At 64.9% G+C, this 21,000-nt stretch carries 17 protein-coding genes, 1 tRNA gene and 1 pseudogene; 10 read left to right on the top strand and 9 right to left on the bottom strand.

Annotation, left to right across the window (positions count from 1 at the left end):
* Nucleotides 1–150 precede the first annotated feature (150 nt).
* The 3 genes from CAL29_RS05240 (at nt 151) to CAL29_RS31220 (ending at nt 2,723) form a co-directional block, all read left to right on the top strand.
* Nucleotides 151–948 carry a MetQ/NlpA family ABC transporter substrate-binding protein gene (locus CAL29_RS05240; protein WP_094851883.1) on the top strand — a complete coding sequence of 266 codons (798 nt, stop codon included), beginning with the start codon at nt 151–153 and terminating at the stop codon, nt 946–948.
* Between the two features lie 169 nt (nt 949–1,117).
* Nucleotides 1,118–1,193 (top strand) — tRNA-Lys (locus CAL29_RS05245).
* 951 nt (nt 1,194–2,144) lie between these two features.
* Nucleotides 2,145–2,723 carry a hypothetical protein gene (locus tag CAL29_RS31220; protein WP_143277606.1) on the top strand — a complete coding sequence of 193 codons (579 nt, stop codon included), beginning with the start codon at nt 2,145–2,147 and terminating at the stop codon, nt 2,721–2,723.
* 759 nt (nt 2,724–3,482) lie between these two features.
* Here the strand turns inward: CAL29_RS31220 and CAL29_RS31535 are convergent.
* Nucleotides 3,483–3,689, bottom strand: a complete 207-nt coding sequence (locus tag CAL29_RS31535; protein WP_179283912.1) for a hypothetical protein — start codon at nt 3,687–3,689, stop codon at nt 3,483–3,485.
* A 449-nt stretch (nt 3,690–4,138) separates the two neighbouring features.
* Between CAL29_RS31535 and CAL29_RS05255 the strand changes: the two genes are divergently transcribed.
* The 7 genes and pseudogenes from CAL29_RS05255 to CAL29_RS05285 all read left to right on the top strand — a co-directional run bounded on the left by CAL29_RS05255 (nt 4,139) and on the right by CAL29_RS05285 (nt 12,945).
* The gene (locus tag CAL29_RS05255) at nt 4,139–4,402 is read left to right on the top strand and encodes a hypothetical protein (RefSeq protein WP_094851884.1); all 264 of its coding nucleotides are present in this window, start codon (nt 4,139–4,141) and stop codon (nt 4,400–4,402) included.
* Between the two features lie 85 nt (nt 4,403–4,487).
* Nucleotides 4,488–5,231: pseudogene (locus CAL29_RS05260) on the top strand (YoaK family protein); the annotation flags it as partial.
* Between the two features lie 126 nt (nt 5,232–5,357).
* Nucleotides 5,358–6,968, top strand: a complete 1,611-nt coding sequence (locus CAL29_RS05265) for a hypothetical protein (RefSeq protein ID WP_094851886.1) — start codon at nt 5,358–5,360, stop codon at nt 6,966–6,968.
* A gap of 258 nt (nt 6,969–7,226) precedes the next feature.
* Nucleotides 7,227–9,395 (top strand): AAA family ATPase, encoded by a 2,169-nt coding sequence (locus CAL29_RS05270; protein ID WP_094851887.1) that lies wholly within the window; start codon nt 7,227–7,229, stop codon nt 9,393–9,395.
* A 128-nt stretch (nt 9,396–9,523) separates the two neighbouring features.
* Nucleotides 9,524–10,039, top strand: a complete 516-nt coding sequence (locus tag CAL29_RS05275) for a type III secretion system chaperone (protein ID WP_094851888.1) — start codon at nt 9,524–9,526, stop codon at nt 10,037–10,039.
* A gap of 48 nt (nt 10,040–10,087) precedes the next feature.
* Entirely contained in the window at nt 10,088–10,948 is an 861-nt protein-coding gene (locus CAL29_RS05280; RefSeq protein ID WP_143277607.1) for a hypothetical protein, read from the top strand.
* A complete protein-coding gene (locus CAL29_RS05285) occupies nt 10,930–12,945 on the top strand; it encodes a hypothetical protein (protein ID WP_143277608.1) in 2,016 nt (671 codons plus the stop codon). Before CAL29_RS05280 ends, CAL29_RS05285 begins: the two co-directional genes overlap by 19 nt.
* Nucleotides 12,946–12,966: 21 nt before the next feature.
* On the opposite strand, the gene CAL29_RS05290 is transcribed toward CAL29_RS05285, so the two are convergent.
* The 8 genes from CAL29_RS05290 to CAL29_RS05325 form a co-directional block, all read right to left on the bottom strand.
* Entirely contained in the window at nt 12,967–13,605 is a 639-nt protein-coding gene (locus CAL29_RS05290; protein ID WP_094851891.1) for a response regulator transcription factor, read from the bottom strand.
* Between the two features lie 185 nt (nt 13,606–13,790).
* Nucleotides 13,791–14,666, bottom strand: a complete 876-nt coding sequence (locus CAL29_RS05295; protein ID WP_179283913.1) for a helix-turn-helix transcriptional regulator — start codon at nt 14,664–14,666, stop codon at nt 13,791–13,793.
* 292 nt (nt 14,667–14,958) lie between these two features.
* Nucleotides 14,959–15,837 carry a response regulator transcription factor gene (locus tag CAL29_RS05300; RefSeq protein WP_094851893.1) on the bottom strand — a complete coding sequence of 293 codons (879 nt, stop codon included), beginning with the start codon at nt 15,835–15,837 and terminating at the stop codon, nt 14,959–14,961.
* 170 nt (nt 15,838–16,007) lie between these two features.
* A complete protein-coding gene (locus CAL29_RS05305) occupies nt 16,008–16,274 on the bottom strand; it encodes an EscF/YscF/HrpA family type III secretion system needle major subunit (protein ID WP_094851894.1) in 267 nt (88 codons plus the stop codon).
* 44 nt (nt 16,275–16,318) lie between these two features.
* Nucleotides 16,319–17,683, bottom strand: a complete 1,365-nt coding sequence (gene sctD / locus CAL29_RS05310) for a type III secretion system inner membrane ring subunit SctD (RefSeq protein ID WP_094851895.1) — start codon at nt 17,681–17,683, stop codon at nt 16,319–16,321.
* A 25-nt stretch (nt 17,684–17,708) separates the two neighbouring features.
* Nucleotides 17,709–19,811, bottom strand: coding sequence for a type III secretion system export apparatus subunit SctV (gene sctV, locus CAL29_RS05315; protein WP_094851896.1), 2,103 nt, complete (start codon nt 19,809–19,811; stop codon nt 17,709–17,711).
* A gap of 3 nt (nt 19,812–19,814) precedes the next feature.
* Nucleotides 19,815–20,174, bottom strand: a complete 360-nt coding sequence (locus CAL29_RS05320; protein ID WP_143277609.1) for a tetratricopeptide repeat protein — start codon at nt 20,172–20,174, stop codon at nt 19,815–19,817.
* 6 nt (nt 20,175–20,180) lie between these two features.
* Nucleotides 20,181–20,645 (bottom strand): hypothetical protein, encoded by a 465-nt coding sequence (locus CAL29_RS05325; RefSeq protein ID WP_094851898.1) that lies wholly within the window; start codon nt 20,643–20,645, stop codon nt 20,181–20,183.
* Nucleotides 20,646–21,000 lie beyond the last annotated feature (355 nt).

A 21,000-nucleotide genomic window follows, 5' to 3' on the forward strand; every position in this document is an offset into this window, starting at 1 on the left:
CGGCGAATCGACGCAATCGAATCGACGCAATCGAATTGACGCAGCCCAATCAAGACACCCCGAATTACCAGGGGAACCGCCCGTGATCCGGGAGCGACGGTTTCCTTTTTTTCATCCAGACGAGCCGATCCGGCTACAGGAATAGTGCAAATGAAATCGACCCTTCTCAAAGTGCTGGCCACGGTCGCCCTGGGCGCCAGCTTCGTGTTGCCGGCCGCGCAGGCCCAGGACAAGCCGTTGAAGGTGGGCGTCACCGGCGGCCCGCACGCCGAGATCTTCGAAGTGGTCAAGCAGGAGGCGGCCAAGCAAGGCCTGAACATCCAGATCATCGAATTCTCGGACTACGTGCAGCCCAACGTCGCGCTGGCCTCGGGCGACCTGGACGCCAACAGCTACCAGCACCAGCCTTATCTGGACAATGCCAACGCCGACCGCGGCTACAAGCTGGTGAGCATCGCCAAGACCGTGATCTTCCCGATGGGCGTCTACAGCAAGAAGGTCAAGAGCCTGGCCGACCTGAAGGAAGGCGCCCGCATCGGCGTGCCGAACGACCCCACCAACGGCGGCCGCGCCCTGTTGCTGCTGCAAAGCCAGGGCCTGATCAAGATCAACCCCACCGCCGGCCTGAAGGCCACGCCCCTGGACGTGGTGGAGAACCCCAAGAAGATCCGCTTCATCGAACTGGACGCCGCCCAGTTGCCCCGTTCGCTGGACGACACCGACGCCTCGGTGATCAACACCAACTTCGCCATGCAGGCCGGCCTCGATCCCAAGCACGACTCCCTCGTGCAGGAATCGGCCGATTCGCCCTACGCCAATGTGCTGGTGGTGCGTGAAAAGGACAAGAATCGCCCCGAGTTCGCCAAGCTCGTCGCCGCCTACCACTCGCAGGCCGTGAAGGACTTCATCGCGAAGAAGTACAAGGACTCGGTGGTTGCTGCCTGGTAAGGGGAGGGGAGGCGAGCGCCTGAGCTATTCCAGCCGCCACGTGGCAAAGCGGAGGGAGGCGAGTCTCCACGCCACATGGAAGGCAAGCCAGGTCCCCACGTCCGATGCTCGCTTCCCGCACTGGTTTGACAATCAGACTCGACCTAGGCCATAATCATTGGCTTCGGTCGGGTCGTTAGCTCAGTCGGTAGAGCAGCGGACTTTTAATCCGTTGGTCGCGCGTTCGAGTCGCGCACGACCCACCAAATTCCCCTGTAGTATCAAGTGCTTAACGCAGCCCTAGCCGGCTGCGTTTTTGCTTTCTGGGCTGACTGTGTCCAAAAACTGACCCTATGAGTAGGGTGCGCCAAGTGCAATGGCGTGAGATGAGTATGCTTCTGAACCCCGCTCAGGGGCCCTTCGTTGATAACAGTTCATCCCCGCGCATGCCAGTGGCCGCGGCCGACTGCTCGCTGGGGTGACGGCCTACGGAGACACGTCGGCGCCGGAGTAATTTCAGAGGCTGGGCTGGCACACTACCTCAGCGTGCCGCCAAGCTTCTCGCAATCTATGGTCTTGCCGTCATCAAGGCGATAGCTCTCGCCGGAGGCCACTGGCCGTGCCCACGCCAGCGCGCCCATCCGATGGCCAGACTTTACCTCCGTGACGACATTGGCGCCGGTTCGACGCGCCTCATCGGCAGCGACCTGAAGGACCTCTGTCGTCCCGCCATACCATCGCTTCGAGCCGACCAGTCTCCCAACGTGGGTTGCCTTTACGTATGGGGGAAGCGGGCTAGGAAGGAAACACACGGGGCCGTTGTAGCGATTAAACTCCGGACCGTCCTTCGGCCGTTTCGTGGAGCTTCTGGCAGCACAGCCTGCGAGCAGCACCACGATAAGCAACCCGCTCAGTGTTTTTCCTCTTTGCATGCGTTTTTCCACGTGCCCCCTTTTGGCGGGACGCATTGTATTGGGAAACGTTCCCAGGCTGTGGGTTGCCTTGGTGTCCGATCGACGCCGCAGTTCATTCGTATTCCCCATACGCGGTGCACCTTGAGCCAGAGAAGGGAACCCCGGCTGCGAGGTTCGCGACCGCCTGCGCGGCGAGACGAACGGTCTCTGGCGAGGACTTGTCAGCCTCAGATATTTGATAGAAGGTGTGCTAGCGCCTCGCTCGTATACAAATACGCTTCAGCACAGACAGTGGAGCAGCCGATGCCAGATAAAAATCTCGATGAGAACGCGGCGGAGCAGATGGCAAGTAATTGGGCTATTTCGCGTGGGCGTCCGCCGGCAAAATTCCAACGATTCGCAATTGAACATCTTCGTAAGAATCCGAATATCAATTCAGAAAACCTCAAGGTCAACATGGAGTATTTTGACCTCGCTACCGAAGAAGCGAAGAACCTGTGGCTCAAGTATTGTCATGAGCAAACTAATTGGTCAGGCGAATGGATGCTGGAAACGGTGAAGCACCTAGCCATCATCAATGCTGCGGGAATCGCAGGTGCGGCAACTCTGCTCGCAACGCAGAACGCCGATGGGTGGGTCAAGCTCGCATTTTGCTTATTTACGGGAGGCTTATTGTTAGCGGTTCTCGACCTGTGGCTCTGCGCTTGCGGATTTCAGTCCCGAAGCGACGAGGGGGGCGTCGTTTTGTCGCAGCCCGTGATGCTTTCACATGGGAGCAATGGGGCAAGTCACTCGATCCTGTTGTGCACGGCAAGAATTGGTTCCAAGTTGCCGAACGGGTTGGATGGACTTCCGCGATATCTTGGATCGCTGGAGCTGTAAGTCTAGGGGTGCATTTATTCAGGTGAGGTACGCGAGGTATAGCCACTATCAAGCAGTCAAGAAAGCCGGCGCCTGGCGTTATTCCTGCCGAAGATTAGTCGCGATACCAATGCCAAAGTGCAGACCGCTCGGATAACTTTCCATCGGGTGCGGCGACGCCTAGTCGATCTGGTGCAACAGTTATGTGGCACCTGTGCGCACGAAGTCGAACGAGCCAACGAGGCCGCGAGTACCAGCCTACGGGTGCCGCCGTTGCCACCAGGCCCAGGCCTCATAGGCTCAGCAGGACAAACTCCGCTGCGACGCTATTGCCAAAGGCAACCAAAACCAGAGCGATAGTCGCCAGCAACGCTCGCTCTGGCGATCCAATGCCATCGGTGCATCGCGGTACCGGAGCACCGAAAAGTCTGGCAACCATCACACGCACTTGCGAAGAGTCCAAGCCACCGCGCCCACGTCATGGAACACCATGCGGCAGCGCGCCGTGCGCAAGTCCGTCACGGTTAGCCGGTCGGCGTGCGCGTCAGCCGCTTCTTCTCGCGGATCACGAAGCCGCCGTTCCGCCGACAGTGGCCCCAGGAAATGTTCGATCAACTCGAAGGCCGAGGCCGGCCCCACATGCTGCGCGAAGTAGTGCCCGCCCGGCTGAAGAACGTGATGGATTTCCGCCCAATCCGGGCGCGCTGGATGGCGCGACGTGACTAGCGCGAACGGGGCATCGGCAAAGGGTAGCGCCGCGCCATTCTCCACCGCAACGATCTATACGCCACGCGGGCCCAGGCGTGCATACACCTTTTGCACGTTGGGCGTCCAGGTTTCGGTCGCGCACATGCGCGGCGGAAAGCGCTCGGCCTCCTCCAGCACTTCACCGCCACCCCTGTCCAGATCCAGCGCCGATTCCAAGCTGGCCAGCCGCCGAGCTGCGCTTGAAGCAAACACCGCAAACATGCCACCCATCGCAGTCATGCAATAGTGTGCAATACTAGGAAAAACAGCCGATGCGAATTCCTGAATTCACTATTTCGGCAAAAAAAAACCACGGCCGAAGCCGTGGTCAAGTGTGTCCGACTACAGTCTCTCGGCGGTACTGCGGACGCCGAGGACAAGCCGGGTTATTACCCTATCAAGGTTCCGACGGCGGATTGAGTGACAGTCCGTGCGGGGGTAATACAGTTTTTTGTCGCGTGAAAATACTATGCGTCAGGAAAGCCCCGATAAAGCCGTGCTTTTTATGTAGCGGAAAGACAGGAAAGTTACATGAAAGATTGCGCCTGCCATGGTAGCGTTTAAAGCACGATATACACACCAGATACACACCGGACTGTCCCCCTTCATCTGGTTCTCCATTCCTGCCGGACCTGGCAGCCTGTCAGGTTCTTGCAGCCCGCAAATCAGCATTCTCCGGAGGTATTGGCATGGCTACGAACGGTACTGAAAAGGTCAAGGAAGCGGTGAAAGAGGGCGCCGATCAACTGGACGACGCCGTCCAGACCGCCGCCCGGAAAACGTCCAAGGTCATCGGCCAGGCCCGCAGCAAGGCGGGAGACCTGATCGACGACGGGGGCGACGTTCTCGAAGACGTCCTGGCCAATGCGAAGGACGTGATCAGGGCGAATCCCCTGACGGCAATCATCGCCGCCGCCGGCGTCGCCTATCTCATCGGCAGGCTGCGGAGGTAGGCGAATCCAGGCACGTCTCCCAAGCGTATGATGCACAACGTGACCCGATAAAGGACTGCGTTCGATCTGCGAAGGGGTTGTTGACGTGCCTATCATCTATCTGCGGCGGCTGACCTCGGTGCAGCGAAGCCCCATGGCCAACCAGCATTTGGCGTGTTACCTGGCGTTCGTGGCGGGCGCGGTCAATGCGGGGGGCTTCCTGGCGGTCAAGCAGTACACCTCGCATATGTCCGGCGTCGTCGCCACCATGTCGGATTCCCTGGCGCTGGGCCAGATCGACGTGGTCCTGAACGGCGCGGCGGCGCTCCTTTCCTTCCTCCTCGGCGCGGGCACGTCGGCGGTTCTCATCAACCTGGCTCGCCGCGCCGGCCTGGCCAGCGTGTTTGCCTTGCCCCTGGTCCTGGAGGCGGGACTGCTCCTGGCCTTCGGCCTGGCGGGCGCCCGTCTCGATGCGCAGCGCTGGTCTTCCGTGTCCATGACCGTGGTGCTGCTTTGCTACATCATGGGACTGCAAAACGCCATGATCACCAAGGTCTCCAAGGCCGAGATACGCACCACGCACATCACGGGCATGGTCACCGACATCGGCATCGAGCTCGGCAAGCTTTTCTATTGGAACCGGATGGCCGAGGGCGGCGGCGGCGACAGGGTTTGGGGCGACCGCAAAAAATTGCGCATTCTCGGCGCGCTGGTGGGCCTGTTCTTCCTCGGCGGCCTGGTGGGGGCCGTGTGCTTCAAGGAAATCGGCTTCATCTCCACGCTGCCGCTGGCGGTGCTGGTGCTCCTGCTGGGCATCGTCCCGGTCTGGGACGATATACGCAAGCGCGTGGCGCACTGAGCCGGACGACGCCTGCCCGCCATTGCGCGTTTCCCTTAAGTTCCTGCGGCCTCGTGCCGTAAGGAAGAAGGGACGGAGGCATGCCGCTTCCGCATGCTTCTATCGCTGCCTGCCACAATGACCACACTGTCGTCGCTGTCCTCGCTGGATTCCGTCACGCGCCTCGATGCCAATGCCGCCCTGGCGTCGCGCGTCACGGCCCAGCAGGACGCCGCGCCCGCGTCGACCGCCGTCATATTGGGACAGGCCAGCGATACGGTGCAGACCTACTCGGTGCGCAGCGTGACCTCCGCCGTCAGCACGGTATGGGAAAGCGACACATCCGATGCCGTCAGCGCCCTGATGGCCGCCAACAGCCGCGACGCGTCGCTGTCGGGCCGCTTCAACGGCCTGGGCGCGGCCCTGTTGAACAGCCTGGCCAGCGGCGGCGGCGCCTATTCGCAGTCCGCGTTGCAGACCAACACCGCCGGGCAATCCGACGCCGTGGCCGCCGCGGCCACGGCCATACGGCAGACGTCGCTGCATACGAAGGCCGACAACCAGATCACGCTGTCCGTCAAGACCGCGCGCGGGGTGCAGGTGACGATTACGCTGGGCAGCCAGCAGAACGGTCTCGCCGCCAGCATCCAGGTCGCCGACGGCGCAACCTTGAACGACGCGGAGCGCAAGGCGCTGGGCGCGCTGGCGGACAGTTTCCAGGATGCGGTCGACGGCTTGACGGCGGCGCCGCCCAAGCTCGCCCTGGGCGGCCTGACGCAGTTCGACGGTTCGGTGTTGTCCTCGGTCGACCTGCAGGCCAGCGTGCAGGCCGACGGCGGCGTCCAGACCCTGAGTTTCCACGCGGACGGCAAGGGCCGCAGCGTCGAGTTCGACGGGCCCGTGGGCACGGTGAAGGTGAATGTCGATATGTCCGACGCCCGCGTGTTCGGCAGCGATGACCAGCGCGCCGCCGCCGTCGCGAACTATCTGTCGGGCATCGACAGCGCCGGCCGCCGCGGCCATGGCGATAGCGATCTGGTGGACATGTTCAAGGACGCCTTCGCGCAGATGAACAGCAACTATGGCAGCGCGACCCAGCCCGATCCGCTGGACCGCCGCCGCATTGCATTGAGCGATACCGATCACGCGCTGACCTCGGGTCTGGCCGACTTCACGGCCTCGGTCAAGAAGACGGCGACTTCGCCCAACCCGCTGCGGCCGGAGGAACAGGACACCTTCTCCTACGAAGCCAACCAGCGGACGGAAATCGGCGGCAGGAGCATGCGCGACCGCACGATCAGCCAGGAACAGTACTCGCACCTGACGGCCAGCTACCACCAGCAGATCAGCCCGGACATTCCGATGAATCTGACGCTGGACCCGAATACGCAGAACTATTACTACACCCGCATCGACGATAGCGCGAGCACGCAGGTCGATCTGGGCTACAGCGACGGCAAGCTGGTGAACGCGACGGCGCAACGGTCGGCCAGCCAGACCACGCATACGCAGAAATTCATCGGCGGCAAGGTGACGGAAGACACCGTCACGCCGGACAGCGCCACGCAGGTGGAAAACCTGCTGGCCACGCTCAAGCAGGATCCCTCCGACGAGGAAAATCCCAGCGCGCTCGACCTGGCGCGCTGGCAGCAGACGATGACGGCCCTGCGGCAGCGGCTGATGCTTCAGGCTACGCCCTCCGTGCTGCGGGACCAGGCCGTCGGCCATGGCGTAACGACGCAAGAATAAGACTTTTCTTATTTTTGGCGCCGTACTCAGCAAATAGACTGCGGGCATCTCTTTTTACGTTTTGCGCAACCGTTTCATCGCGGCTGTTCGATCCGAGATGCTGTTCGCCGTGTTTCCTGCTGCCGGTCGTCGCGTTCCGCTCGCCTGTATCGCCGCTCACCTGCGTGAGCGGCTCCATCATGGCAGGGGGCTCTCGCGCGCCGGCCGCAATGTCGGCCACAACGGCATCCACCGCGATGCCGTTGCGCAGCCGAAGCCATGTCCCCACTCCAAACCAAACCGATCGTCATCCAGTTGCTCGGCGGCTTTAGCATCCGGGTCGACGGCGTAGACCGCACCGAAGAAATCGGCTATTCCAAGCCCAAGCATCTGCTCGCGGTGCTGGCGCTGGCGCATGAACGCGTATGGTCCCGCGCCGCGTTGTCGGATCTGCTCTGGCCCCACGGCAATGGCGACGGCCGCGCCAATCTGCGCCAGGCCCTGTGCGTCCTGCGGCGCGTGCTGGCGCCGGCCGCTTCCGCCTTGCTGGCGACTTCCGGCACGGTGGCGCTGGACTTCCGCCTCGTCGAAGTCGACGCCATGGTGCTGCTGGGCATGGGCGACTATGGGAGCACCCCGCTCAAGGACCGGCTCGTCTTCGACCGCGGCGATCTGCTCGAACATCTTCCGCCCGTGGCCGGCACGGGGCTGCATGCGTGGCGCATAAGCTGGCAGTCGAGATTGGCGCAGGAGGTCTCGCGCTGCCGCCAGCAATACCTGCTCTCCCTGACGCGTCGCGGCGCCATCGACGAGGCGCTGGCCGGCGCCCGCAAATGGGTTTCGCTGCATCCCGGCGACGAGCTGGCGCATCGCAACCTGATCCGCCTGCTGCGCGATGCCGGCAGCCGCGAAGCCGCGCTGCGCGCCTATGAACACTGCGCGGCCGTCATGGGCGAATACTACGAAACCGAACCCTCGGCCGAAACCCGCGCGCTATTGCAAACGGGCGCGCCGGTCCGGGAGACGCCGGCGGCGCCGGCCCATACGCAAGGGCCATGGGCGGCGGGCCCCGTCGCCATCCTGGCGCTGGCGGTCTCGCAGGACGACGACGGACGCAGCCGCTGCGCGGCCGACCGGTTGCAGAATACGCGCGAGCACCTGCTGCAATTGGTCAGCGGGCGCGGCGGCCTGGTTTCCGCGGGCGCCGACGGCAGCATCTCCGTCACCTTCGGCTATCCCGAATCCTGCGAATCGCCGGCGGACGTCGCGGCCCGCCTGGCCTGCGACCTGCGGCGCTTCGCGCCGCCCGCCAATGCCATCCTCGGCATGGGCATCCACGCCGATCTTGCCGCCCAGGAAGGCGACAGCGCGGATGGCGCGATCATGCTGATCGGCCAACGCGCCATCCGCCTGGCCTATCTCGCGGGCAAGGGCGAGACCCTGGTCAGCGACGCCGCCAACGCGCAATTGCATGACCGCTACGTCATCACCCCCGAGGAACGCTATGGCTTGCGGGTGGGCGTGCTGGATTGCGTGGCCGAGGCCCCGCCCGTGCATCGCATGTTCGGCCGCGCGGCGGAGTTCGACATTCTCGTCCGGCGCTGGTCGGAGATCGCCGCCACGGGGCGCGGCCGCACGCTGTTGCTGCACGGCGAACGCGGCGTCGGCAAGACCCTGCTCATGTCGGTGTTCAGCGAGTATGCGCGCCGTGCCGGCGGCGCGGTGCGCATGCTGGAGTGCCGCCAGGAGAATCGCCAGCGCTGCCTGCATCCCTTGTACGACTATCTCCTGCGCCACGTGCTGGATGCCGCCGGCCCGGCCGCGCTGGCCTTGTCCGAGGCGGACAAGGCCGTGGCGCGCCTGGTCGAATCCCTGGGCTATCGCGCGGGCCTGGACCGGCACACCAGCGCCAGCGTCCATGAACAGGTCTTGCGCCCGGCGCCGCTGCGTCAGCGCAGCCAGCGCGGCGGCGCCGGTCCCACGGAAGGCGTGCTGCACGCCGTTACCGCCTTGCTGCTGCAGCGGGAGCGGGCGGGCCAGCCCTTGCTGCTGGTCATCGACAGCCTGCAATGGGCGGACGCCGCCACGCGCGAACTGACCGCGCGGCTGGCGCGGCTGGTGGAAACGGCTCCCGTCATGCTGATGCTGGTGGCGCGCGGGCCCTCGGCGGAACTGCCGGCGGCCATCGCCGTGCACGTCGAACCGCTGAGCTCGGCGGCGATGGTCGAACTGGTCAGCGCCCGCGCGCGCGGCAAGCGCCTGGCGCCCAAGATCCGGCGCCATATCGTCGAGGGCGCTTGCGGCATTCCCTGGCGCGCGGAACAGATGGTCCGCGATTTTCCCCTCGATGGCGGCGAGGCGGACCTGGCGGCGCCGGACGCCTGCGATCCCGCCGACGGTGGCGCGGGCAACCGTTCGCGCGCCGTGTCCAGCCTGAACCTGGATTAGGGCCGCGCGGAAGGCGTGGAGGAGCGCATCCGGGAACTGGATGACAGGGGCCGGTTACTTACCCGCCATCTGAATGGACCACGGCGCGGGGCTGGGTCCCGCTCTCTAACGCACCGTGGATCAATACTATGGACGCATACAGCCTGATCGAATTGTTCGGAAAGGAAAGCTGCATCAACCTCAGCCTGGGAGAATCGGGCACGGTCGATCTGGTATTCGAGAACGGCGTCACGCTGACGCTGGAACACGACGATCCCCAGGACGTGCTGCACTGTTATGCCGTGCTGGGCCGCATCCCCACGGACGAGGACAGGCGGCTCACGGTGTATGGCGATCTGCTCGAGGCGAATCTCTTCGGCCACGAGACCGACGGCGCCACCTTGGGCATCGACAAGCACACGGGCGAAGTCCTGCTGTCGTGGCGCCTGGAATTGCTGGACGCCAACGTCAGCCTGCTGCGCAACATCGTCCAGAAGATGGTCAACGTCGCCGTGGTCTGGCGCGAGTACCTGGGCACCGTGGACCGCGGCGACGCCAAGGCGCCGAAATTGTCGAGCGTGCCGGGCGACAAGGAGCCGCAGGTCGCCAGGGCGATGCCGCAGGGCTATGACGATCGTTCTCGCAGCGGAACCCTGCGCGTCTGAGACGGCGGCGCTCGAACTTTCCGGGCGGCCTGTCATCCGGGAGAATCTATGACTGTCGTGGAACGGCCTGGCCAGGGCGCCATCGCGTACGCGGATGACGGGGCGGCACATGCCGCCGGCGGTCCGAACGAGGCCGCGCCTGCACGGCGGGCCTCCCTTGCCCGATCTTCACGCGCGTCGGCCGGGATCGGATCCTGGATTCGTTGCTGGTGCCCGGGAAGAAAGCCTCGCGCCGTCAGCGCCGAAGCCAGGCGCGCGCAGCGGCAGGAGAAAATAAGGGAAGCGTTCGAGGCGCTGTCGCATGTGCTGTCCACGCCGCCAGGCAAGCGACGTGCCGCCGACATGAACCAGACGGCGGCCTCCATCGAGCGCCTGTTCAAGGAGGCAAGGCGCCTGGTGGCCTTGATCCCCGCGCTGGAGCCGGGCGACGATATCGCGGCGGTGGCGGTCTTCGAAAAGGAAATCCTTCGATGCGCCGCCGCCTTGCCGCCCAAGCCGATTCACATCGACGCTGCGTATCGCCAGGCGCTGCTCGGGCGTTTGCAGCGTTGCAAGCATCTGCCGGCGGAGACCTTGCTCCTGATCCTGGACCGGGCCTTCAAACGTCCTGCGTGGATCCTTCAGGCGGAGCGCGAACTGGGATCGCAGGCCGGGAGCGCGATGCAGCGGATGGACGCCTGCCTTCGTCCGGAACAAGGCGGGGAGAAACTGCAGCGTGCGTTGGGCGGCATTTTCCTGAGCCTGCCGGAGGAATCCCCCGATCCGCTGGGTGGACGCATGGGCATGTTCCTGGCGCTGAGCCGGCTGCCGCCGGGGATGTGGTTGCTGTATCAGCGTTCCCTGCCGTTCGCGGTCGTCAACGAGGCGAGGCAGGCGCTTCCGCGTCATCCATGCCCGCGCCCGCCATGATAGGCGAGTCGCAATGGCGGCAGTATTGTGAGAGCTGGGAGAGCGAATACCGCCGGCGTGTCGCCGCGGTGGACGACGAGGTCGGAAATCTGCGCGCGGCGACGAGCCTGCCCGACGAGAAAGCCGGTATTCGCGCGCGTAAAGTCTCGCTGGCGTTGGGCCGTTTGGCGGCCCTGATACGGGTCGACTTTGCGGGAGACGGTCAGCGGTCAGGGGCAGGGGGGATAGTGCCCGACCCCGATCGGGATGGCGAAATCGCCGGCCGCTATGCGGGCATGGTCGACGCGGTGCGGGCCGCCGCGCGCACGCTGGGACTGGAGACGGCTTCCGGCGCCGAGGAAACGGTTGCGACGCGTCGTGCGCGGCAAACGTCCGCGTTGCGTGCGATGTCGGACAAGGAGTTTGCCGGCATCGCGTCCGCGTGCGCGTCGAACGCGCTCGATGCCTTCGGCCTGCGCCCCGATGAGCGCGCCGTCGCTACTGAGCGCGAGCGCAGAGTGGCCGGGTTCGCGCAGGCGACGCTGGCGCCTTGCCTGGAGCGCCTGGTGAACGCATCGCCGGCAGCCGAGGCGCTTTCGGTGGCGCCGTCTGCGATGGCCGAACGCGTTGACGACATATCCGTACACGACATCGGCGCGCGATTGCGCGAGGCGACCGATGCCTTACAAGCCGTGCTGGCGCTGTATTCGGCCTGCGACGGCAAGCTGGACGGGGCGGATGCCACCGCTGCCTTTATTGAAGATATCGTGACGCGCACTTTGCCCGATCTGCGCATCGCGCCGGCGCGCGCGCAGGTGCTGGGCCGCCTGTGCGTGGCGCTGAGCGCCACGCAGGCCGCTCTGGCCAAAGGCGAACCCGGCTTTTCCGACGCCGGCGCCGGGGCCGACAGCCTCGACAAGCTGCTCGTCCGGGAAGACATGCTGCGCACCTTTGGCGATCGTCTCGACGGCCTGGACGCCTCGCCGGATGTCATCGGCGGGGCGTTCTTCGCGCTGATGCGCCGGACGTCGTTCGCTTCCATGCTTGCCGCTTATGTCTCGTCGGCCCCGCCGAGGCAGTCCATCGACGACGACGCCACGGGCACGATCCGCGCCATGCGGGACGAAGAAGCGCGGATCCTGTCGGACCCCGGCATCCGTGACGTGCTGCAAGGCGATTTCGGCCTGGAGGTCGCCGTCCTCGCGACGCCGGACGAGGACTCCGGGTATACGGTGATGGCGAGCGACGCCATGGGACGCCACGTGGAAGATCGGGATACGGGGCGGGCGATTGCCGTTCGGAAGATCTATAGGCAGGAGCTCTTGCTCAGGGATTTTCCCTTGCCTGGATATTCCGATGCCGCATTCACGGCGGAGCCGGGCAGCTATGCGGTAAGCGATGCCGTGAATGAACTGTACGTCGTGGATTACGCGCGCGGCTCGTGTTCCCTGTCGGTTCGCGGCCGCGCGCCCGATGGCGCCCTGGTGTCTTTCGAATCCGCGCCATCGCATGCGCCGGACGGCGGCGATGCGCCAGGCCCGGACGCGCGCGTACAGGCTCGGGCCGCCGCCGTCGAGCAGGCCTTGGCGTGTTTGAGCCGGATCGTGGACGCCCAAGGGTTCTGGCAGATTACCTGCCTGTTGTCGCAAGCCGCCGACGCATCGATTTTCCGCGCCGAGGTGCGCGCGGACACGGGCACGCCGCTGCGCCTGTCCTCGGGCGAGCCGGTGATCGTCGGCGGGCGCGCCTATACCCATGCCGTCATCGAACAGAATCTCGACGACACCTTCGATATCAGCGTCTACCTGGCGTGGCCGTGGGTGAATGCCGCCAAGCCGGTGGGGACGGACGCGGATAGCGCCGCCGCCGTCATCGAACTGGATCCCGCGCTCAGCCGAAAAAGCGTGCGCTATGTCTGGCGGCTGCGTCCGGGCGGCGATGCCGTCGCGCGGCCCCTGCAACTGGCGGATTATCGATATCGCTTCGTCCCGGCCTTGCCCGCGCCGGAAAACGAATAGCCGCGGCGGACGCCCGGCGCATCAGAGCAAGCCGAGATCCTTGGCGTATGCGATCAGTTCGGCATCGTTGCGCGCGGCGAGCTTGCGCATGGCGTCCTGCTTCTGGCGGCTGGTGGTCTTGGCGCTCAATCCCAGGATCTGGGCGATCTGGTTATTGGTATGCCCACTGGCGAAAAGGCGCACGACCTCCATTTCGCGGGGCGACAAGGCGGTGCGCGCGGTCAATTGCGACTGGGCCACGCCCAGGGCCGCGAACTCATTGCGTATGCTTTCCGTGAAATAGGACAGGCCGGACGCCGCACGCTGAATGGCGGTGCTGATTTCCTTGATTGCCGCGCTTTTTTCGACGAGCGCGAGCGCGCCGGCCTGCAGGGCAGGGCCGATCATGGTCGGCGTCGCGATCTTGGTCAGCACCACTACATGAACGTGCGGGTGCTGCGCCCGCAACTGCTGCAACATGGCCAGCCCGTCCGGCTGCGTGCCGCCCGGCATGGAGAAGTCGGTGACAACCACGTCGCAGGGCGTCTGGGCCAGACAGGCGAACAGGCCGTCCGGGCTGTCGGCGGAGCCGACGACGCGGATATCCGGCGACGTCGCCAGCGCATTCTTTATTCCCAGCAACACAATGGGGTGATCATCGGCCAGTACGACGCGGATCATGTTGACAACTCCATCCTAAGCTCAAGCAAGTCTGCTGGCCCGGACGGATATCGATCCGGTAATGACAGCGGACATTCATCGGCGCGCGGGCCTGATCGGCTTGCCGGCGCGTGGGCGGTTTGACCTTCTGATTGCCTGAATCGTTCCCGGCGCAAAGCGATGCGTTCCGACACGGGGGAGCGGAATCAAATTTCCGTATAGGTTCCCGCTCGCATTTCTTCTTTCACTTGATTGCGGTACGTCGTGGGCGTAATGCCGGCATGGCGCCGGAATGCTACCGTGAAATTGCAGACGCTGGGGAAGCCCACGTGCCGCGCAATGGCGTGCACCGGCATGCCGGTGCGGGCAAGCAGGCGGCGCGCGGCGGCCATCTTCTTATCGAAAATGAATTTATGCGCGGACTTCCCCGTTCTCGATTTGAAGATGGAAGAGAGTTTTCTTTCGTGCGTTCCGACGCGGTGCGCCAGTTGACGGACGGTGTGAATACTGCCGACGTCGGCCTGGATCGCATCCAGGGCATTGCGCAGCAGAATATCTTCCTGCGAGGCATTATCGGGAAGCGGCGCCGTTCCGATTGTTTCCGGCAGGGCCGCGGTCGTCCGCAGGTGCACGGAAATGCGCGCCAGGAGTTCTTCGGGATAGATGGGCTTGGCGACGCAATCGACGGCGCCCACGGCGAAGGCCTCGGTGGACGCGCCGTTGACGCCGGGCTTGACCAGGAAAATGATGGGAATCGAATGGGTGTCCTGGGATTGCGTCAGCAGCCGCGCCATCATGAAGGCGTCCATCTGCTGCATATCGCCATCGAGCAGGACCATGTCCGGGCGCCAGGCCTGCGCCTGGTAGAAACCATGCCAGCCCGCCGCGAAAGAAACCCTGAACAACTGGTTGCGCAGCAGCGCCACCGCGTCGCCCAGCGGCGCTTCCTGGTCAGTGATGATCAATACGTGGGCTGGCTTTCGGTGGCGCGATGACATCTTCTTGATCGGGGCCGCGTTGCCGAACATGACCGAGGCATGTCCGGGAGCAGTCTCGGGCAGGGGTTGGGGGACAGCAGCCATATTGCTCTCCTGGCGTGGGACATATCGAAACCCACCCACGCTGCTGCGACGCAACGGTTGGTTCGCCGCTTTTTCGCTTGGCCGTGACCTGGGCGGACTCACCTGGGCGGGCAGCGTCATCGCTCGTTTTTGTTCGATCGCGCGACGGCACGGGGGTGGGATTGCGCCGTTATCCTAAGTAAGGAACGCAAAAGACACTTTTGAATTAGGCAAAAAACGTTTTGATTTTTGTACGTTTATACAGAATTTTGACGCTTTTGCGGTTTTCTCAGGGTTGAGACTTCCAGCCGCCTCACTGGTCCGCGCCCGGCTGCGGCTCCGCCCGCGACTGTTGCCGAAAGTTCACGGGGCTGCACCCCACCTGGCGGCGAAACGCCGCGGCGAAGTTGGCGGGACTGGAGAAACCCAGCATTTCGGCGATCTCGGAAATGCTCAATTTCCCGAGGCGCAGCAGCTTCTGGGCGGAATGCATGCGTTCATCGCGCAGGTAATCCTTGACCGATTTGCCCAGCGAAACCCGGAATGCCTGCGTCAGCCTGCGCTCGTGGACGCCCATCTGGCGCGCCAGCGACTTCAGCGAGGGCGGGTTGGCCAGCCGTTCATCCAGATAGCGGCGGGTCATGGCGACGATGGCCTGGTCGGTCGGGTTGGGCATGGCCGCCGGAAGCTGGATATCCATATCCGGCATGAAGCCACAGGCCGGGGAGGGGGAGACGAGATGCCGGGCCGTTTCGGCGCCCTCATCGACCGGCCGGTCACTGCGAGCCGCGCCGGCCGGCCGGCTCAAATGGACGCGAATGCGGGCCAGCACCTCGACCGGGTTGTACGGCTTGAGTACGTAATCCGCCGCCCCGGACTGGAACCCTTTCAGGCGCTCGTCCAAATGGGTCGATGCCGTGACGAAAATAATGGGAATGTGGGCGGTCTGGGGATTTTCTTTCAGCAGCGCGCATGTCGCATAGCCGTCCATCTGGGGCATGCAGACATCGAGCAGAATCAGGTCCGGGCGAGGCAAGGCCTGGGCGCGCGCATAGCCTTGGCGGCCGTTCATCGCCACGGTGAGCCGATAAGCCTCTTTATCGAGTTCCTGTACCAGGAGCTTGAGATCCGCAGGACTATCGTCTACCAACAATATATGAGCGGAGTTCTCGCGATCATCGACTGGGCGCATTTCTCCCCTCCAGTAACATTGCGACGTGCAGGCCCTAGGCCGAGCAGCTATCAAATGTCACCGGAGTATAGCCGTGATCCGATGGAGGGTATCCTTGAGTAACGTTGAGTTTCCCGTTTATTACATTGCGCGCGCTTCGCGTTCGAAATACCGAGGAAACCAGGGTTACGTCAGGTGCTGAAGTTACGCGCGATGCCTTTCAGGGTGTCGAAAAACGCCTTCATCAAGTTGGTCACCGTGGTGACGAACAACTGATATTTATTGACCCCGCGCTGGATATTGATCATGTCGCTGGTATTCAGGCGTTTGTCCAGGCCGCCGGCGGGGATGACCTTGTTCTGCGCCGAGACCAGCACGCGGCTGAGGGGATCGGCGGGGCCGCTGCCGTTGGCGAGCGCGCCCAGATCGTCCGTTGCGTTGTTTACGTGAAAAGCCATAGGGATCCGCGGAGAGAGAAGAACAGGGAATGCCATGTCGCCCGCTACCTTTGAACGGTGACGAGGGCGTCAGGGCCTTTGAAAACGATCTTGTCCTTGGAGATCGACTCCAGCCGGTAATTGGCATACGTGCCCCCAACCATCAATTTGGTTCCACACCCCAGTAGCAGCCACGGGTGAGGCCCGCCGATCACGCTGGCAATGCGGAAAGGGACCGTGGTTTCGGGCGTGGGCGCGTCGGGTGGCGGCGGGATGGGCCGCACGCTGTTGAAATTGTTCTTGTTGAACTGGGCCACCAGGGGCGACAGCACCTGCAATTGGCGGGTATCGAGCTTGCCGGTATCGATGTCCAGGGCGTCGTCGGCCCACGCGATGGGGACGTTCGGAAGCAGGACGGCGTTCATGGCGTATTTCAAGCGGGCCGTCACGTCGGAAAGCAGGGCGATGCCATGCGTTTCGACGGTGACGCCCGCCAGCTTCGCTTCGAGCGTCTGGATGGCGGCGGTACGGCGTTCCGCGGTCGCCGCGATGCCTTGTATGGTGAGCCGCCCCGAGCCGAGGTATTGCACATGGGAACGGATCAGGAAATCCTTCAGCACGTTTTGCGCGGCGCGTATCTGGACGGTGGCGATTTCGACCTTGATGGCGGGCCGGGGCTGGATGCGCGACAGCGCTTCGGCCAGTTGCCCGTACTCGGCGTCGTTGCGGACCCAACCCGTGACCGTGACCGGCCCGTCGTCCTGCTGCCGGACCTGGGCGTCGGAGGCCAGCGCCAGCGCATCGAGCGCCGCCGCGGCCTGGCGCGCCGCGCGGTCCAGTTCCATTTCGTAAGGGGACGCCGGCGTGGCGTTGGCGGTGCTGTGCGTCCAGAACATGCGGATGCCGGCCGCCAGGACCAGCGCGATGCACGCCATCATGGCGCAGGCGGCGGCCCGTCTGTAGGGTTTCCGGCACGGCGGCGCGCCGCCGCCCGCGGGCCGCGCGTCGGCATGGAAAGCCGCGTCCGCGCGGGTGGCCGCCGGGTCCTCGGCGCGGGTCGCGATGCCGGGGATGCCGCCGGGGGCAGCGCGGTCGACGAGGCCGGCAAGATCGGGCCATGCCGCGGCAACCGGCGCGACACTGATCCAGACGGGACCCACGCGCAACGGGACGCCCAGCGCGAATAGCGCGGGCTCCGTCGCGGCGGCGGCGATGGCGGTGGCGGGGACAGGGGACGCGGGTTCGGCGTCGAAGCGCCAGGATCGGTCCGCAATGTGGATGCGGCCGGCTCGGGCAGGCATGCCGGGATCGGACAGGACAATGTCGCAGTCGACGTCGCTGCCGAGCCAGGCCGCGTCCGCGACAGGCGCCCGGGCGCCGCGGTGCAGACCGGACAGGATCCTCAGTTCTAGTTCATCGGCGCTGATCATGCGGGGAAATGGCAAATGCTGGGATTCAAAGTTCGATGCGGGATAGCGGTTGTATGTTCAGTTCCGCGGACAACTCCTGGTACGACAACACGGGAAGCTGATAGAGGTCGTTCTCGATCAGTTTGCGCACGTACCGCCTGATGTCCATGGTGGTCAGCAGCACGGGACGTTGCGCGGTCGTTGCCTGCGGGCCGACAGTCTGCTTGATGCGTTCCAGAAGCAGCGCGGATTGTTCCGGGTCCATGGCGAGATAACTGCCCCCCGACGTTTGACGGATGGCATCGCGCACGGCCTGTTCGGTGGCGGGGGCGAGCAGGTAGGCGGGCAGGAAGCCGTGCTCGTTCGCGTACTTGTAGCTGATGTAGCGTTTGAGGCCCATGCGTGCATATTCCGTTAGCAGCACGGTGTCCTTTTCCTTTTGCGCCCACTCGATCAGCGCTTCCAGGATGGCCCGCATGTCGCGTATGCAGATATGCTCGGACACCAGGCGCTGCAGGATCTCCGCCACCCTTTGCACCGGCATGACGCGCTGCGTCTCCTTGACCAGTTCCGGATAGCGCGTTTCCTGCGCGGTCAGCAGCAGGCGCGCTTCCTGGATGCCCAGGAAGTCGGCCGCGTGGCGCCTGAGCGCCTGGGCGGCGCGTTCCGCGATCACCTGCGCCGGCCAGAGGAAGGGCACGCCCGCCGCGCGCAGCGCCGCCGCGTGGCTGTCGGCGACCCAGTATTCGCGCGGGTCGTGCCATGCGTCGCCGCCCAGGCGCGGGATGCCGAGCGCTTCCATATTGTCCGGGCTTTCGCGCGCCAGGATGGCGTCCGGCGGGCAATAGCCCTGGTCGGCGGGGACGTCATAGAGATGGATGCGATACAGCCTGCCGGCGTGCGCGAGGTCGGTATCCTCCTCCCCAACGCCCCGCGCCGCGTCGCCGACGTGCACATGGACTTCCGGCAATGGGATGCCCAATTCGCGATATAGCTCGCCGCGCGCCGCGAGATAGTCGCGCTTCAGGTCCTCCGGATCCAGTTCCGCGTCCAGCTCGGCGGTGATCTCCATGGTGAGCGGGCGGGCCGACGTCAGTTTCGCCGCGTCGTCGTCCGCTTCCTTGTCCCCGGCCCCCGTGCGCCCCGCGCCGTCGGCGTCGTCGCCGTCCGGGCCTTCCCTGGCCGCGCGCGCGAGCGTGAAGCCGACCAGGCCCAGGACGGCCGCGAGAATCAGGAATACCAGGGTCGGCATGCCGGGAATCAGTCCCATGCAGAGCGCGACTGCGGCGCTGATCAACAGCGCGCGAGGATGCGCCATGACCTGCTTGCCGATGTCCTTCCCCACGTTCGAGCGTTGTTCGTCGGGCACACGGGTCACGATGATGCCGGCGGATATGGCCGTCAGCAGGGCGGGGATCTGGGAGATCAGGCCGTCGCCGATGCTCAGGATGGAGTAGGTGGCGCCGGCCTGCGCGGCGCTCATGCCATGCTGGAGAACGCCGATCGCGAGCCCCCCCAGCAGGTTCACCGCGACGATGACCAGGCCCGCGATGGCGTCGCCCTTGACGAACTTCATTGCGCCGTCCATCGCGCCGTAAAGCTGGCTTTCCTTCTCCACCAGGCGCCGGCGGCGGCGCGCCTCGTCCTTGTCGACGGTGCCGGCGCGCACGTCGGCGTCGATGGACATCTGCTTGCCCGGCATGGCGTCCAGGGAGAAGCGGGCCGCGACCTCGGCCACGCGCTCCGCGCCCTTGGTGACCACGATGAATTGCACGATGGTGAGGATCAGGAAAACGACCAGGCCGACCACCAGGTTGCCGCCGACGACGAAGTTGCCGAAGGTTTCGATGATGTGTCCCGCATCGCCGTCGAGCAGGATCAGGCGCGTCGTGGCGATGGAAATGCCGAGGCGGAACAGCGTGCCCACCAGCAGCACCGAAGGGAACGACGAGAACGCCAGCGGAGAGGGCAGGTAGATGGCGACCATCAGCAAGACGCAGGTCAGCGTGATGTTGGCGCCGATGAGCGCGTCCACCAGAAGGGTCGGGAGCGGCAGGATCATCATGAAGATGATCGCGATCACGAAGGCCGCCAGGACGACGTCGTTGCGGCTGGTGGCCGCGGTGACCAGACGGGATATCCGTTGCATGGTTCAGCTCCCCGGCGCCGGATCGGGCGGCTGTCCCCGCAGAGACACATACCGCTGCATCGCCGCCCGCGCCAGCGTCGCCCGGCCCTGTTTCATATAGGCCTGGGCGCGGACGAGGTGGAACAAGGCCATGTCTTCCGCCTTGTCGGCGCCTTCCTGCAGCGTCGCCAACGCGTCGGCCGGGGCGCCGCTGCGCAGTTCGGCCAGCGCCTTCATTGCCCGCGACCGGACGTCCAGATGACCGAGGTGGGCGAGGGCCGTCAACAATGTGCGCGCGTTGCCGGGCTGGTTGTTCTGCAACTGGGCATAGGCCAGCACGCGCAACACATTGCAGGCGGTGGGCAGTCTGGAATCCTGGAGCACGGCGTGTCAGCCCATCTTCGGCGCGAAATCGATGTAGATGGCGAGCGTGTCGCCGTGGTTGCAGATTTCGCCGACCAGCGCCTCGGCGGCTTCGAGCGCCTTTGCCGCTTGCACCGTCCGGGCGGCGTCGGCGGGCTGCGCCGTGCCCGCGCGCTGGTGGAGCGCCGTCTTGTGGTCCGCCAGAACGGACTTCAATGCGCGCGTGGCGTCGCGGAAGGAGGCGCCGCCGCGCGTCGCGTCCCGATAGGCGGCCGGCGAAATCAATTGCAGGTGCATGTCGAGGTCGAGGCTGGGCCGCACGCTCGCCGCCTCGCGTTCGCCCCTGTGCGGCGCCCGAGTGCGTCCGGTCGCCGGGCGCGCGTCGACGATGCGCGGGCCTTGCGAGACGGCCTGGGCGTCGAGCGCGGCAGGTTCGGCGATCGCGCCTATGTAGGAAGGATCGGAGGTTGACGTAGGAATTCGGTTGTTCATATTCAAGTCTTAAATCGACGCCTTGCGCCTCGCTTCCGCCATGGCGCCCGAGGGTGTTCTCCCGCAGCGCCGGCACCGAGGCGACCTACGACCTCGTGCGTGTCGCGCCGGGGAGGCCAAGGCCAGAGGCCGCGGCGCCGGAAGCAGATTCGGAAAAATCCCGCTGGCCATGGGAGGGCGTGAACCCCCCAGCATCGGCATCTCCGGCGGCATCCTCCTGGTACGGGACGCGACGGCGCGGCCATGCGGCCAAATGCGGGCGTCGACCGTAGTAACGAAGGGTTCTTTGTTGGTTCCATGGCGCCTTGAAGCGCGCTTGGCGGGACTAAGTTTTTTCTCATTCGGAACCGGCAGG

This window comes from Bordetella genomosp. 10 (assembly GCF_002261225.1).
Taxonomy (GTDB): domain Bacteria; phylum Pseudomonadota; class Gammaproteobacteria; order Burkholderiales; family Burkholderiaceae_B; genus Bordetella_C.

Coding starts and splice junctions, on each gene's coding strand:
- CAL29_RS05305 (WP_094851894.1), bottom strand. CDS start 16,274: ATGGCTTTTCACGTAAACAACGCAACGGACGATCTGGGCGCGCTCGCC.
- sctD (WP_094851895.1), bottom strand. CDS start 17,683: ATGATCAGCGCCGATGAACTAGAACTGAGGATCCTGTCCGGTCTGCAC.
- CAL29_RS05275 (WP_094851888.1), top strand. CDS start 9,524: ATGGACGCATACAGCCTGATCGAATTGTTCGGAAAGGAAAGCTGCATC.
- CAL29_RS05265 (WP_094851886.1), top strand. CDS start 5,358: ATGACCACACTGTCGTCGCTGTCCTCGCTGGATTCCGTCACGCGCCTC.
- CAL29_RS05300 (WP_094851893.1), bottom strand. CDS start 15,837: ATGCGCCCAGTCGATGATCGCGAGAACTCCGCTCATATATTGTTGGTA.
- CAL29_RS05295 (WP_179283913.1), bottom strand. CDS start 14,666: ATGGCTGCTGTCCCCCAACCCCTGCCCGAGACTGCTCCCGGACATGCC.
- CAL29_RS31535 (WP_179283912.1), bottom strand. CDS start 3,689: ATGACTGCGATGGGTGGCATGTTTGCGGTGTTTGCTTCAAGCGCAGCT.
- CAL29_RS31220 (WP_143277606.1), top strand. CDS start 2,145: ATGCCAGATAAAAATCTCGATGAGAACGCGGCGGAGCAGATGGCAAGT.
- CAL29_RS05285 (WP_143277608.1), top strand. CDS start 10,930: ATGCCCGCGCCCGCCATGATAGGCGAGTCGCAATGGCGGCAGTATTGT.
- CAL29_RS05280 (WP_143277607.1), top strand. CDS start 10,088: ATGACTGTCGTGGAACGGCCTGGCCAGGGCGCCATCGCGTACGCGGAT.
- CAL29_RS05290 (WP_094851891.1), bottom strand. CDS start 13,605: ATGATCCGCGTCGTACTGGCCGATGATCACCCCATTGTGTTGCTGGGA.
- CAL29_RS05240 (WP_094851883.1), top strand. CDS start 151: ATGAAATCGACCCTTCTCAAAGTGCTGGCCACGGTCGCCCTGGGCGCC.
- CAL29_RS05325 (WP_094851898.1), bottom strand. CDS start 20,645: ATGAACAACCGAATTCCTACGTCAACCTCCGATCCTTCCTACATAGGC.
- CAL29_RS05270 (WP_094851887.1), top strand. CDS start 7,227: ATGTCCCCACTCCAAACCAAACCGATCGTCATCCAGTTGCTCGGCGGC.
- sctV (WP_094851896.1), bottom strand. CDS start 19,811: ATGCAACGGATATCCCGTCTGGTCACCGCGGCCACCAGCCGCAACGAC.
- CAL29_RS05255 (WP_094851884.1), top strand. CDS start 4,139: ATGGCTACGAACGGTACTGAAAAGGTCAAGGAAGCGGTGAAAGAGGGC.